13 protein-coding genes are annotated in these 12,792 nt (G+C 64.6%); 7 read left to right on the top strand and 6 right to left on the bottom strand.

From position 1 onward, the window contains the following. The first annotated feature begins 23 nt into the window (after positions 1 to 23). Positions 24 to 569 (top strand): TlpA family protein disulfide reductase, encoded by a 546-nt coding sequence (locus AC3WS7_RS03995; protein WP_492655441.1) that lies wholly within the window; start codon positions 24 to 26, stop codon positions 567 to 569. Here AC3WS7_RS03995 and AC3WS7_RS03990 read toward each other — a convergent pair. Further along, on the bottom strand, positions 548 to 913 hold the full coding sequence (locus AC3WS7_RS03990) for a thioredoxin family protein (protein ID WP_492655440.1): 366 nt from the start codon (positions 911 to 913) through the stop codon (positions 548 to 550). The two genes, AC3WS7_RS03995 and AC3WS7_RS03990, sit on opposite strands and share 22 nt — an antisense overlap. A gap of 136 nt (positions 914 to 1,049) precedes the next feature. Here AC3WS7_RS03990 and AC3WS7_RS03985 point away from each other — a divergent pair, with 136 nt between their 5' ends. Next, positions 1,050 to 1,826, top strand: coding sequence for a ferredoxin--NADP reductase (locus AC3WS7_RS03985; RefSeq protein WP_296469860.1), 777 nt, complete (start codon positions 1,050 to 1,052; stop codon positions 1,824 to 1,826). Continuing rightward, positions 1,826 to 2,176, top strand: coding sequence for a single-stranded DNA-binding protein (locus tag AC3WS7_RS03980; RefSeq protein ID WP_296469857.1), 351 nt, complete (start codon positions 1,826 to 1,828; stop codon positions 2,174 to 2,176). Before AC3WS7_RS03985 ends, AC3WS7_RS03980 begins: the two co-directional genes overlap by 1 nt. Here AC3WS7_RS03980 and AC3WS7_RS03975 read toward each other — a convergent pair. The 3 genes from AC3WS7_RS03975 to dinG all read right to left on the bottom strand — a co-directional run bounded on the left by AC3WS7_RS03975 (position 2,166) and on the right by dinG (position 5,597). Beyond that, positions 2,166 to 2,375, bottom strand: a complete 210-nt coding sequence (locus AC3WS7_RS03975) for a hypothetical protein (protein WP_492655439.1) — start codon at positions 2,373 to 2,375, stop codon at positions 2,166 to 2,168. The two genes, AC3WS7_RS03980 and AC3WS7_RS03975, sit on opposite strands and share 11 nt — an antisense overlap. Positions 2,376 to 2,521: 146 nt before the next feature. Beyond that, on the bottom strand, positions 2,522 to 2,869 hold the full coding sequence (locus tag AC3WS7_RS03970; protein ID WP_492655438.1) for a hypothetical protein: 348 nt from the start codon (positions 2,867 to 2,869) through the stop codon (positions 2,522 to 2,524). A 568-nt stretch (positions 2,870 to 3,437) separates the two neighbouring features. Then, positions 3,438 to 5,597, bottom strand: a complete 2,160-nt coding sequence (gene dinG, locus AC3WS7_RS03965) for an ATP-dependent DNA helicase DinG (protein WP_492655437.1) — start codon at positions 5,595 to 5,597, stop codon at positions 3,438 to 3,440. A 127-nt stretch (positions 5,598 to 5,724) separates the two neighbouring features. On the opposite strand from dinG, the gene AC3WS7_RS03960 reads away from it, so the two are divergent. The 4 genes from AC3WS7_RS03960 to AC3WS7_RS03945 are packed head-to-tail and all read left to right on the top strand — an operon-like array spanning position 5,725 to position 10,788. Continuing rightward, complete coding sequence (locus tag AC3WS7_RS03960) at positions 5,725 to 6,876, top strand: transglutaminase-like domain-containing protein (protein ID WP_492655436.1); 1,152 nt, start codon at positions 5,725 to 5,727, stop codon at positions 6,874 to 6,876. Positions 6,877 to 6,890: 14 nt separating this feature from the next. Next, positions 6,891 to 8,627 (top strand): aminodeoxychorismate synthase component I, encoded by a 1,737-nt coding sequence (gene pabB / locus AC3WS7_RS03955; protein WP_492655435.1) that lies wholly within the window; start codon positions 6,891 to 6,893, stop codon positions 8,625 to 8,627. After that, positions 8,611 to 9,684: a TIGR03790 family protein gene (locus AC3WS7_RS03950; RefSeq protein ID WP_492655434.1), complete on the top strand. Its 1,074-nt coding sequence runs from the start codon at positions 8,611 to 8,613 to the stop codon at positions 9,682 to 9,684. The genes pabB and AC3WS7_RS03950 overlap by 17 nt, the downstream gene beginning before the upstream one ends. Positions 9,685 to 9,699: 15 nt before the next feature. Then, complete coding sequence (locus AC3WS7_RS03945; protein ID WP_492655433.1) at positions 9,700 to 10,788, top strand: rhomboid family intramembrane serine protease; 1,089 nt, start codon at positions 9,700 to 9,702, stop codon at positions 10,786 to 10,788. Positions 10,789 to 10,864: 76 nt separating this feature from the next. Here the strand turns inward: AC3WS7_RS03945 and AC3WS7_RS03940 are convergent, their stop codons facing one another. Next, on the bottom strand, positions 10,865 to 11,779 hold the full coding sequence (locus AC3WS7_RS03940) for a pseudouridine synthase (RefSeq protein WP_492655432.1): 915 nt from the start codon (positions 11,777 to 11,779) through the stop codon (positions 10,865 to 10,867). A gap of 10 nt (positions 11,780 to 11,789) precedes the next feature. Continuing rightward, positions 11,790 to 12,581, bottom strand: a complete 792-nt coding sequence (trmB, locus tag AC3WS7_RS03935) for a tRNA (guanosine(46)-N7)-methyltransferase TrmB (protein WP_492655431.1) — start codon at positions 12,579 to 12,581, stop codon at positions 11,790 to 11,792. Positions 12,582 to 12,792 lie beyond the last annotated feature (211 nt).

Genomic DNA, 12,792 nt, shown 5'->3' with positions numbered 1-12,792 from the left:
CTAGGGCCATATTTGATGCATAAATGCCAATGAGGCGCCGACAGGTGCTGGGCCTGCTGGGCGCAGCCAGTCTCGTGTCGGCGGCAGTGCCCGCTACGGCCAATTCCGGCTACGACGTGCAGCCCTGGGGGCCCAAACAGGCGGTGCCCGTGGGTGACCTGGTGGATCTGGAAGGGCAACACTGGAGTTTGCCTGCCCTGCGGGGCCGTGTGGTGCTGCTCAATTTCTGGGCCGGCTGGTGTGAGCCGTGCCGCGCCGAGATGCCCGCGCTGCAAACCCTGGCCGCCCGGGAGTCCGAGCGCATGGTGGTGCTGGCCATCAACCTGAAGGAGTCGTTCGACGCGATTGCCCGCTTTGTCCAAAGCACAGGCCTGGTGTTGCCCGTGGTGCGCGATGTGCAGGGCGATATCGCCAAAGCCTGGGGCATCCGCATTTACCCCTCCACGGTGCTGATCGACACCGAAGGCCAGGTGCGCGGGGTGGTGCGCGGTGCGCTGGACTGGGCCGGACCCGAGGGTGACCGCCTCTGGCAGCCCCTGCTGCCGCCTCAGCGCGCGCGCAAGCGCTGAGCCAAGGCCACTACGTCTGGCGCCTGCACAGGGCGGGCGTCTGCGGCACTGCTGGACTGGATGAGCCGGCGCAGCGTCTCCAGGTGGGGCATCACGGTGCCAAAAAACCGGGGCTGCTCGCCCTGGGCAATCAGGATGGTGGGAAAGTTCTCCACCTCGATCGGGTCCACCAGGTCGGCCTCATCCTCAATGTCCACCCACACAAAACGCGCGCCCGGAAACTCGGCCTGTAGCTGGGCAAACAGTGGCTGGTACTCGGTGCAGGTGCCGCACCATTGGGCGCACAGGCAGGCCACCAGCAGGCTGGGGAGGGCAGTTTCGGGCAGTACGGAGGCGTGGGGCATATCGGTCGCGCTAATGACTCAAATCAATATCGATATAACAAGTCGCGGGGGTATGGAGTTTTACAATATAGGGTTTCGCCCTAGCCGAAAGTGGCCGCGGGCATTTCCCACTGACTGAACCTCACCCAAGGCCCCCATGAGTGCATTTCTGGAAGAAACAGTTTTAAGCGTACACCACTGGACAGACCGTTTGTTCAGCTTCACCACCACTCGGGACCCGGCCCTGCGTTTTTCCAACGGTCACTTCACCATGATTGGCCTGCGCCAGGAGAATGGCAAGCCGCTGCTGCGCGCCTATTCCATCGTCAGTGCCAACTACGAAGAGCACCTGGAGTTCCTGAGCATCAAGGTGCAAGACGGCCCGCTGACCTCCAAGCTGCAGCACATCCAGGTAGGCGACAAGATTGTGGTGGGCCGCAAGCCCACCGGCACCCTGCTGATCGACTACCTCTTGCCCGGCAAGAACCTGTATTTGCTGGGCAGTGGCACCGGCCTGGCACCGTTCTTGAGCGTGGCGCGCGACCCCGAGACCTACGAGAAGTTTGAAAAAGTCATCGTGGTGCACGGCGTGCGTGAGGTCAAAGAACTGGCGTACTACGACTACTTCAAGAACGAGTTGCCCAAGCACGAGTTCCTGGGCGAAATGGTCACGAACCAGATGCTGTACTACCCCACGGTGACCCGCGAGGCCTTCGAGCACCAAGGCCGTATCACCACGCTGATCGAGTCCAACAAGCTGCCCGCCGACCTGGGCCTGCCCCCGCTGGACCCGGCGACGGACCGCATCATGATCTGCGGCAGCCCCGGCCTGAACAAAGACATGCGCGAAATCCTGGACGCCAAAGGCTTCAAGGAAGGCAACACCACCACCCCAGGCGACTACGTGGTGGAACGCGCCTTCGTGGAGCAGTAATGCTGGAAGGCCTGGTCGCCGGAACATTGGTGGGCTTGGCCGAGACCCGGCAGGGCAAAAACGGCAGCACGTTCGCACTGGCCAAAGTCAAAGCCACTGCGGGCGATGGCGAGAGCCTGATCGTGAACGTGATTGCCTTTGCAGCAGAGGCCAGCGCCGCACTGATGGCGCTGGATGATGGCGATGCGGTGGCACTGGCCGGCGCCTTGACGCCCAAGGTGTGGACCGACAAACAAGGTAACACCCGCCCCGCGCTGGACATGGTGGCCACCCAGGTGCTAACGGCCTACCACGCAGCGCGCAAGCAGCAGGTGCTGGGTGGCGCTGGTGATACGCCCCTCAGTCCTTGAGTTCCACCCCTAGCGCCAGCAGTTTTTTGGCATACGAATCCCGGCGCTTGGCCGCCTTGGCCGCCGTCTCCACCGCCGCCTGAATCGCCTTGGGCCCCTTGCTGGCCACCACTTTGATCAAGCCGAACTTGTGCGCAGCCTCCGCTTCTGCCCTGCGGTAAGTGGCGATGAGATCGGCGTGGGCGGGGGATGGGTTCACAAGTACCTTTTGAACGAAAACGGTATTTTCTCCGGTCGGCAGCAGTTTGAAACTGATTTCTGCAAAGGGCCAGGTGCGGGCTTTTGCAGATGACTGCTTTCATCACTGCGCAGAGGTGTCTACAGACTGAAAGCGGGCATCTGAGTTTAGTTTGCGCGCGAACCAGGATCGAGTAACAAGCGCGCATTTTCTACATAGCGATCGAAAAACTCTTCCAAGGAGGTTGCTACGAGCGTTGGCTCGGTTCCGTCAAAATAATCAACATAGACGGCACTTTCTTCCTCGGATATTGGCCGCAATCTGTACTCCCAGCACGAAAGCATGTAGTCGGCAAATAAGACCCCTTTGTTCGTTGGCTGCTGGGCAGCAACTTCAGAGAGCGGCCATAAACGCCAGATTTGGTTATCTCCAACATCCATCCCACCGATTTCGCCATACAAATGAACAATATCTGATGTGGCTGTATAGCCTGCCGCAGAGAATGCCGTCAGCACGGCTTCCTTAGATTCGTGTGGTCTAGGCCCTACATCTTCCAATTGCCATCGCAACAATAGTGTTCTAAGTGATTGCATTACCGAGTAGTTCCAAGCCCGACTGGACTGTTGTATCTGGGGATACTGCGAACGACCGCGTCCGCCACCTATGCGTCTTCTACTTCAACTGGACCAAACTGCCCAGTAAGTGCTTCAATAAACACGCCAAGGAAATTGAAATAGCTCCCGTCTCTTTCCGACAAGAGCCCGCTGGGAAAAATCTCACAATCGAATGTGAAGGACTCTCCGCCGCGTGGTGTGAAGACAAAGAATTCTCCTCTGTCTTCTACGTTCACCTCTTCGCAAAGGCTGCGTAAAAACGTCTGGACTTCTAATGCAGTCGAGTACTTAAACCTAAAGTGCTGACGTATTCCCATGCTGCCTTTCAATGTCTGCTTCCGCCGCATTTCGGCTGTCCATCGTACCTGCCTAGCACACCAGTTCTGAATGCCCGCAATCGAACGATGCGTTGGGGACCGTCAAAGACCGCGCGGGGGTGTTTCCTGTCTGGTGAACCCACCGCGCCCGGTTAGTGGCCCACCACCCGCGTCCCCAACTTATAAGCCGGCAACCCCGCCAGCATGCGTTTGCCATAACTCGTCTGCGTCAGCCGCTTGTCGTAACAAATGACCTGGGCACGGTCTTCTTCGGTGCGGATGGCGCGGCCGGTCCATTGCAGCAGCTTTACCCCTGTGGCGGGGATTACCAGTTCGTTGAACGGGTCGCGGCCCACGCTGCGCAGCCATTCGGCGCGGGCCTCGTCCACGGGGTCGCTGGGCGGGGCGAAGGGCAGCTTGGCGATGAACACGGTCTCACACAGGGCACCGGGCAGGTCCAGCCCTTCGCCAAAGCTTTGCAGGCCAAACAGCACGGACGGCAAACCACTCTCCACGCGATCGGCGTGGGCGGCCAGCAGGCGGGTGCGGGACTGCGTGCCTTGCACCAGTACCATGTCCATCAAATGGCCGGGCAGGGCCTCGGTGGCGGCGCGCATCTGCGCGCGGCTGGTGAACAGCACCAGCGCGCCGCGTTTCACTTGTTCAATGTCGTCCATCAGCGCACGCACCATCTCGGCGGTGTAGGCGTCGGCGTGTTTGGGGTCGGCCTGGGTGTGCACCACGGTCAGGCTGCCCTGGGCGCTGTAGTTGAAGGGGCTGGCCACTTCCAGTGCGGTCACGTAGGGCTTGTTGGACAGGCCCGCTTCTTTGAGGAAGTAGTCAAAACTGCCGCAGCTGGTGAGCGAGGCGCTGGTGACGATGGCGCCGCGCACTTGGCTCCACAAAAACTGGCGCAGCAGGTCGCCCGGCACGATGGGGCAAGCGTGCGCGGTCATGGTGAGATAACCGTTTTCGCTTTCGGCCTGCAGCCACTTGGCCAACGGCTGCTCGCCATGCTCCAGCAGCAGCTGTGCGGTACTCACCAGGCTACCCAGGCGCGGTGCCAGGCCGCCCAGCTGCGCATAGAGCTGGGCGCACAACACGGCCTGGCTGGGGTCATCTTTGGCGATGGCTTTCACGTCCACGCCCAAGGCTTCCAGCGCCTTGGACAGGCCATTGGCCTGCGCGTGGATTTGCGTGACCGGGTCGTGCAGCGCATCGGGCAGTACGCCATTGGCAAAGCGCAGCGTGCCGTCATTGCCTTCGCCACGTGCGTTCTGGCCGGTGTGGGCCCACACCAGGTCCATGGCCATGCGCGCCAGCGTGGTGAGCGCACCCTTGAGTTGGCTGGTTACGGTTTGCACGTCTTCGCCCACATGCAGGGCCAGCTTGCCGGCCACCTCGTTCATGGCCTTGGGTAGCTTGTCTAGCCAGCGCAGGTTGCTCAGGTCCATGGCGTTGGAGAACTGGTCCAAGGCCACCGCGGGCAGGTGGTGGCCTTCGTCAAACACCACCAGGCAGTTGTCCAGGTCGGGCAGGGTTTTCATGCCCAGGCTGGCCAGCACCAGGTCGTGGTTGGCCACGATGACATTGGCCTCGGCCAGCTTGGTGCGGGCGTTGTAGTAGCTGCATTCCTTGTAGCGCGGGCAGTGGCGCGCGGTACAGGTGTGGCGCTCGGCGGCCACCGCCGACCAGTCGCGTGGGTCCGGCGTGTCGGGCAGGGTGTCGCGGTCGCCATCCCAGCTCACCACGGCCAGCTTGTGCGCCATGCTCTCGTAGAGCGACTGGCGGCGTTCTTCGATGGCCTCCTGCGACAACGCGCTCACTTTGGGCTGCGGCAGGTCGTCGTCAAACATGTCGTCCTCAGCCGCACCGCTGCCCACCAGGCGCTCCAGCTTGACCTTGCAGACGTAGCGCCCGCGGCCCTTGGCCAGGGCGTAGGCAAAGGGCTGGTCCATGCTGCGCGCCAGGGCGGGCAGGTCCTTGGTCATCAGCTGCTCTTGCAGGGCCACGGTGGCGGTGCTGATGATGACGCGGGTCTTGCGCTCCAGTGCCATGGCGATGGCGGTGCTGGCATAGGCCGCGCTCTTGCCCACGCCGGTGCCGGCCTGGATGACCGCAATGGCCTTGGTGGGGGCAGGGTGCTCGCCGATGTCGGCCTGCGCCAGCGTGGCGGCCACGGTCTCGGCCATCTGGTGCTGGCCGGGGCGGCGGCGAAAGCCGGACGTGCTGCCCACCACTTGCTCAAAGGCGTTCAGGGCGTGCTGGGCCAGGGCGGCGCTGGCGGGCGGCAGGGAGGAAAAGTCAGACAACGGGGAGGACCTTCAGCGCGGGGGAGGGCTGAATATACAGGCAGCAGGGATAATCGGGTCTGCGCCACCCGGGGTACTTTCTGTTACGCCGTACGCGCCGCCTTTTCATCCACCCGGAGATCTCTGTATGACCCCCGTTACTTCTTCTGCCCCCGTGGCCTCCGCTGCGGCTTCGCGCCGCAAATTTATGGCCAATTCGGCTGTAGCCCTTGTAGGTACTGCGCTACCTGCTATCAATTTTGCACAATCTGCCAGCACGGCCGAGCGCCAGTTCAGCCCCAAGCCCGGCGTGTGGCGCACCTTTGAAGTGACCACCCGCGTGGACATTGCCAAGCCCCAGGGCGCCACGCGCCTGTGGTTGCCGATTCCTTCCGTCAACAGCGACTGGCAGAAATCGCTGGAAAGCAGCTACCAAACCAATGGCACGGCGCGTCTGGAAGACGACAACACCTATGGCGCACGCATGGTGTTTGTGGAGTTTGCCGCCGACCAGGCCAAGCCTTTTGTGGAGCTGACCAGCCGCATCCAGACGCAAAACCGCGCCCAGGACTGGACGCAAAAGTCTGTCCCGGTCGAAGACGCCGCCAGCCTCAAGTACTGGACCCAACCGACCAGCCTGCTGCCCACCGACGGCATCGTGCGCACCACGGCGTTGGAAGCCACCCGCGGCGCCAAGACCGATGTGGAGAAGGCCCAAAAGCTGTTCGACTGGATCGTGACCAACACCTACCGCGAGCCCACCGTGCGCGGCTGTGGTGAAGGCGACATCAAGACCATGCTGGAAACCAACAACCTGGGCGGCAAGTGCGCCGACCTGAACGCGCTGTTTGTGGGCCTGTGCCGCGCTGTTGGCATTCCGGCGCGCGACGTGTACGGCCTGCGTGTGGCGCCCAGCGCCTTTGGCTACCGCGAGCTGGGTGGCAACTCCGCCAGCCTCAAGGGCGCGCAGCACTGCCGCGCCGAGGTCTACCTCAAAGGCCATGGGTGGGTGGGCATGGACCCGGCCGACGTGGCCAAGGTTATGCGCCAGGAAACCCCCGCGTGGATCAAGTCCGCCAGCAATCCGCTGGTGGCCCCGGTGAACAAGGGCCTGTTTGGCGGCTGGGAGGGTAACTGGATGGCCTACAACGTGGCGCACGATGTGACCCTGCCGCAATCCACCGGCCCCAAGCTGGGCTTCTTCATGTACCCCGCGGCCGAGACGGCAGCGGGTCGCCTGGACTCGTACGCGCCGGACGACTTCAAGTACCAGATCAGCGCACGCGAAATCACCGCGTAACATCCGCACTGCCTATGCCCCATCCCCATGCCCTGATTGATTTTGCAGACCCCCAGCAGCCCGGCGCAACAGCTTTGCCACTGGCCTTTGGGGAGCCCGATCAGGTGCTGGTGGCGCATGCCGTGGATGAGGTGGCTGCTGTGCTGGCGCAGGTGGATGCGCTGAGCCGCCAGGGGCACTGGTGTGTGGGGTATGTGCGCTACGAGGCGGCACCAGCGTTTGACGCCGCGCTGCAGGTGCACGCAGCCGATGGGCCCTTGGTCTGGTTTGGGGTGCATGCGCAGCCCTTGCCAGAGGTTGCCAGCGAAACCCTGCCCGAGCCCACTGTCGCCTGGAAGGCCGCCGTGGCGCGCCCGGTGTTTGACCTGAACATGGCCGACATCCACCGCGCGATTGCGGCTGGCGAGCTGTACCAGGTCAACTACACCGCGCCACTGCAGGCGCAGTTTGCGGGCAGCGCGCTGGCTTACTTTCAGGCGCTTCGCCGTGCCCAGCCGCGTGCCTACAGCGCGTTCATTGATGCGGGGGGGGCGCAGGTGCTGTCGGTTTCGCCCGAACTGTTTTTTGACTGGAACGGCGAGCGTATCCTCAGCCGCCCCATGAAGGGCACGGCCGCCCGCGGCGTCACCCCGGCAGACGACGCTGCCAACGCCACGCAGCTGCGCAACACCCCCAAAGAGCGAGCCGAGAACGTGATGATCGTGGACCTGATCCGCAACGACCTGTCACGCATTGCGCAGCCGCACAGCGTCAAAGTGCCGCGCCTGTTCCACCTGGAGGCACTGCCCACGGTGTGGCAAATGACCTCGGATGTGGAAGCGACCACGCGCCCCGGCACCACGCTGCTGGACGTGTTCACCGCGCTGTTCCCGTGCGGCTCCATCACCGGCGCGCCCAAGGTGCAGGCCATGCGCATGATCAAAACCCTGGAGCCCGAAGCGCGTGGTGTGTACTGCGGTGCGGTGGGGGTGGTGCGGCCCGGCGGCCACGCCACCTTCAATGTGGCGATCCGCACCGTCACCGTGCAGGGCGACAAGGCGCGCTGCGGCATTGGCAGCGGCATTACCTTTGACGCGCAGGCCGACGGCGAGTGGGCCGAGTGGCGCAGCAAGCGCATGTTTCTGGAGCGCGCCAGCCAGCCCTTTGAACTGCTGGAAACGCTGGCGCTGCACGATGGCGTGCTGCCCCATGTGGACATGCACCTGGACCGCATGGCCATGGCGGCCCAGCACTTCGGCACGCCGTGGGACCGGGCGCGTGCGCTGCAGGCACTGCACGCGCTGGCGGCTACGCACCCGCAGGGCCGCTACCGCGTGCGCCTGCTGCTACCGGCGAGCGGACATTTCCAGGCCCAGGCCTTTGCCTTGGCCGCCACGCCGCAGCCCGTGTGCTTGCAGCTGGCGCATGCGCCCTTGGCCGATGCACATGGCGAGTTTGTGCGGTTCAAGACCACACGCCGCGCACACTACGATGCTTTCACGCCCACCGATCCCGGCGTGCTTGACACCGTGCTGTTCAATGCCGAGGGTGAAGTGACCGAGTGCACCCGCGGCAACCTTGCCGTGCTGCTGGACGGCTGCTGGGTCACGCCGCCGCTGTCTTGTGGCCTATTGCCCGGCATTGGCCGCGCGGTGCACCTGCAAAGCGGCCGCCTGACGGAGGCGGTTGTGCGGGTGCAAGACCTGCCGCGTGCGCAGGGCCTGGCGTTTATCAACAGTTTGCGAGGGTGGCTGGATGCGCGCTTGGTCTGACTGCTGGAAGGTGATGGCGCTGGTGCTGCTGTTCGCCCCATGCGCCTGGGCGCAGAAAACACCCGAAGCGCCCGCTCTCTCGGTGCCCCGTATTGCGGGGCGGCTCACCGCAGCCGAGGTGGGGCTGGTCATCAACACCGCCGACCCCTATTCGGTGGAGGTGGGCGAGTACTACGCAGCCCGGCGCGGCATAGCGCCCGAGCACATCGTGCGGGTGGCGCTGCCCGTGCGCAACAGCCTCAATGTGCTGGAATTTGGCGCGCTCTACAGCCAGGTGCGTGACCAGATGCCGCCCCAGGTGCAGGCCTTGGCGCTGGCCTGGACGCAGCCGTTTGCGGTGGAGTGCAACTCCATCACCTCGGCCCTGAGCCTGGGGTTTGAGCCCGAGGCCTGCCGCAAAACCTGCGCGCCCAGCCGGGCCTCGCCGTACTTCAATACACGCACGCACAAGCCCTTCACCGAGCTGGGTATCCGCCCGTCCATGCTGCTGGCCTCGCGCTCGGTGGCCAGCGCCAAGGCGCTGATTGACCGGGGTGTGGCGGCCGATGACAAATTGGGCAAGCTGGGGGCACCCTCGGCCATTGCGGTGTTTGTGAACACCCAGGACCGGGCGCGCAATGTGCGGGCCGCCCTGTTTCCGCCCGCGGGGCGCATGGGGCAAAGCGGTGTGGCCGTGGTGCGGCGCGAGCAGGCCGACCCTGAGCCCTTGCGCCGCGTGGTGCTCTACCAGACTGGCCTGACCCGGCAACACCCGATTGATACGCGGCAGTGGTTGCCCGGTGCGCTGGCCGACCACCTCACCTCCACCGGCGGGCAGCTGATGGATGGCAACGGCCAGATGAGCGTGCTGGAGTGGCTGGAGGCGGGCGCCACCGCCAGCTACGGCACGGTGAGCGAGCCCTGCAACCACCTGCAAAAGTTTCCGCATCCCCAGGTGCTCCTGCTGCACTACCTGCAGGGAGCCACCGCGCTGGAGGCTTACTGGAAAAGTGTGGCCTGGCCGGGGCAGGGTGTGTTTGTGGGCGAGCCGCTGGCCGCTCCGTTTGTGCTGCGCTAGGCGCGCACCTTTGCCATGCTGTCCAGCCCCTCCCGCTCGCTCACCGATTTGATGCGCGCTCCGGCGTCTGCTGCACCCGTGGTTTGCGCCGTGTTGGTGCTGAACGTGATGGTGTTTGTGGCCATGTTGCTGGCCGGTGCCGGCTGGTGGCATGCGGCGCAAGGTGTGCCGCTGGCGTGGGGGGCCAACTTTGGCCCGGCCACGCAAGACGGCCAGTGGTGGCGCCTGGGCACGGCCATGTTTGTGCACTTTGGGGTGATGCACCTGGCGCTGAACATGTGGGCGCTGTGGGACGTGGGCCGCCTCATGGAGGGCCTGCTGGGCCGCTGGCGTTTTGCCGCGCTGTACCTGGGCAGCGGGGTGCTGGGCAATGCCGTGTCGCTGGTGGTGCAGGGCAACCAGGCGGTGTCGGGCGGGGCCTCGGGGGCGGTGTTCAGCCTGTATGGCGCCTTGCTGGTGTTTTTGTGGCGTGAGCGGCGGCAGGTCGACCGGTCGGAGTTTCGCTGGCTGTTTGGTGGCGCGCTCTTTTTTACCGCGCTGATGCTGGGCTTGGGGCTGGTACTGCCCGGCATTGACAACGCCGCACATGCCGGCGGCCTGCTGGCGGGGGGCTTGTTGGGCAGCTTGTTGGCGCGCCCGTGGACACCGCAGAGCCCGCCGGTGCGCGGCTGGCGGCGTGCCTGTGCTGCGGGTCTGGCACTGCTGGTGGTGGTGCTGTGGCGCACTTTGCCGGCACCGCCCTACCTGATGGGCGAAGAACTCAAGGCGCGGGCTGGCATTGCCCGGTTTCTGCAAGACGACCAGCGCATCAGCCAGCGCTGGGGCAGCCTGGTGCAGGGCGGCCCAGACACCGGGCTGAGTTTTGAGCAACTGGCTGGCCGTGTGGACGAAGTGGCCGATGGGTACGAGCGCAGTTTTGACCACCTGGTGGCCGCCACCCCGGCGGGCCAGGCCCCCTCGGCGGCAACCCTGGAGGCCTTGCAAGCCTATGCGGTGCAGCGCGCCGAGGCGGCGCGCACCTTGTCCGAGGGCCTGCGCCGTGGTGATCCCCAGGCCCTGGCGCAGGCGCTGCGGCCCGCCTCGGCGCCAGCTGCAGCGCCATAGGCTGCCCGGGGCCGCATTTCTACTACTGAATTAGGAGCTGCTTGCGCAGTATCCACGGCCTCTACAGGCACTTTTCTTATAAATCTTGGAGCGTCAGCAGCTGGCGCTGGCTGGCAAAGCTGCGGCCCTTGCCCGTGACCGGGTCGGTGAACGCAATGTGCTGCGCCAGCAGTTGCAGGGGGCGGCTGTAGTCGGTGGCGTCTTCGGGCGTGAGGGTGGGGTAGATGCCGTCAAACAACAGCGGCAGGCCCAGCGCGGCCATGTGCACACGCAGTTGGTGGCGCTGGCCGGTGAGTGGGCGCAGCTGGTAGCGCGCCCAGGCGCCGTGGGTCTCCAGCACGTCGATGTCGGTGATGGCATTGACCGGCCCGGGCACCTCGGCCTGTTGCATGAAGTGTGCGCCTTCGCCAATACGGCTTTCGCGGTGCACAGGCCAGGGCAGGGCGGAGTTGCTGGGGGCAATGCATTGGTAGGTTTTGTCCACCACGCGGTCGCGAAACAGCGCCTGGTAGGCATTGCGTGTGGCCGGGTTCACCGAAAACAGCACCAGGCCCGCCGTGTCGCGGTCGATGCGGTGGATGGGGGAGAGGGCCTCGAGCCCCAGCTGCGCCTTGAGCCGCACCAGCACAGTCTCTTGCACGTATTTGCCCGAGGGAATCACGGGCAGAAAGTGTGGCTTGTCCGCCACCAGCAGGTGCTCGTCCTGCCACAGCACCGTGGCCTCGAAGGGAATGCGTGGCTCGGTGGGCACGCTGCGGTAGTAGTACAGGCGCCGGCCCGGCCTCGGCACATCGTGGGCGCGGGCAGTGTGGCCCTCGGCATCCACCACCTCGCCAGCGTCCAGCCGGGTGTGCCAGTCTGCAGCGGTGACGGAGGGGAAGCGCTGCTGCAAAAAATCAACCAGCGTAGGCCAGGGCCCGGCGGGCAGCACCACGCAGCTGGGGCTTACGCCGTTGCGCGCGGGTGGGGCGTTGGGCCGGTGGCGGGCCATGCCAGCGGGCCTAGATGCGTTCGAACACCACGTCCCACACGCCATGGCCCAGCTTGATGCCGCGGTTCTCAAACTTGGTGAGCGGGCGGTAGTGGGGCTTGGGTGCGTAGCCAGCCAGTTCGGGGTGGTCGGGCAGGGCGCGGTTCTTGAGCTTGGGCTCGGCGCTCAGCACTTCCAGAATTTGCTCGGCATAGGGCTGCCAGTCCGTGGCGGCGTGCAGGTAGCCGCCCACCTTCAGGCGCGCGGCCAGCTTGGCCACCAGCGGGCTTTGGATCAGGCGGCGCTTGTTGTGTTTGGTTTTGTGCCAGGGGTCGGGGAAGAAGATGTGCACGCCATCCAGGCTGCCCGGTGGCAGCATGTGGTCAATCACCTCCACCGCATCGTGGTTGCAGATGCGGATGTTGGGGATGTTGTGTTCGCCAATGCGCTTGAGCAGCGCGCCCACACCGGCCTCATGCACCTCGCAGCACAAAAAATTGGTGCCCGGCAGCGTCAGCGCAATTTGCGCCGTGGCCTCGCCCATGCCAAAACCAATTTCCAGCACCACCGGGCGCTGCACGTTGGTTGGGGCATCGTTTTGGTCGCCAGCCCCCGCTGCACCTGCGAAAGCAGCTTCGAAATTGATAGCGCCTGGCTGGTAGGGCAGCAGGAATTTGGGCCCCAACTCCTCCCGCGCCTTGATCTGCCCGCTGCCCATGCGGCCCGCGCGCTTCACAAAACTCTTGACGGTGCGCATGAAGGGCTTGGCGCCTTCATCGGCAGGGTTCTCGGGCGGGGTGGTGTCGGGTGTGGAGGTGGTCATGGTCAGCAGTCGCGGCAAAAAGGCCGGGCCTGCATTGTATGCAGGGGCGATGGGCGGGCGGTTTTGTGGGGCGGGAAGGGCGGGGTTTGGGCCAACTGCAGTCACTTGCGAATGGCAGCTATCTGGAACCCAGAATTTCAAGGAAGGCGTATCCCAACTGGCATTTGACCACCCAAAACGGATGTTCAGCACACGCAGAGACTGTCCGGTG

Source organism: Rhodoferax sp. EU05-FHT12H12, assembly GCF_058791215.1.
The sequence above is the reverse complement of the archived record's forward strand: the minus strand, read 5'-3'. Positions and strand labels throughout refer to the sequence as shown.

Excerpts from the sequence above, each read along its gene's own strand:
- trmB (WP_492655431.1), bottom strand. The coding sequence starts at position 12,581 with ATGACCACCTCCACACCCGACACCACCCCGCCCGAGAACCCTGCCGAT.
- AC3WS7_RS03940 (WP_492655432.1), bottom strand. The coding sequence starts at position 11,779 with ATGGCCCGCCACCGGCCCAACGCCCCACCCGCGCGCAACGGCGTAAGC.
- AC3WS7_RS03945 (WP_492655433.1), top strand. The coding sequence starts at position 9,700 with ATGCTGTCCAGCCCCTCCCGCTCGCTCACCGATTTGATGCGCGCTCCG.
- AC3WS7_RS03985 (WP_296469860.1), top strand. The coding sequence starts at position 1,050 with ATGAGTGCATTTCTGGAAGAAACAGTTTTAAGCGTACACCACTGGACA.
- AC3WS7_RS03960 (WP_492655436.1), top strand. The coding sequence starts at position 5,725 with ATGACCCCCGTTACTTCTTCTGCCCCCGTGGCCTCCGCTGCGGCTTCG.
- AC3WS7_RS03990 (WP_492655440.1), bottom strand. The coding sequence starts at position 913 with ATGCCCCACGCCTCCGTACTGCCCGAAACTGCCCTCCCCAGCCTGCTG.
- AC3WS7_RS03980 (WP_296469857.1), top strand. The coding sequence starts at position 1,826 with ATGCTGGAAGGCCTGGTCGCCGGAACATTGGTGGGCTTGGCCGAGACC.
- AC3WS7_RS03950 (WP_492655434.1), top strand. The coding sequence starts at position 8,611 with ATGCGCGCTTGGTCTGACTGCTGGAAGGTGATGGCGCTGGTGCTGCTG.
- pabB (WP_492655435.1), top strand. The coding sequence starts at position 6,891 with ATGCCCCATCCCCATGCCCTGATTGATTTTGCAGACCCCCAGCAGCCC.
- AC3WS7_RS03995 (WP_492655441.1), top strand. The coding sequence starts at position 24 with ATGCCAATGAGGCGCCGACAGGTGCTGGGCCTGCTGGGCGCAGCCAGT.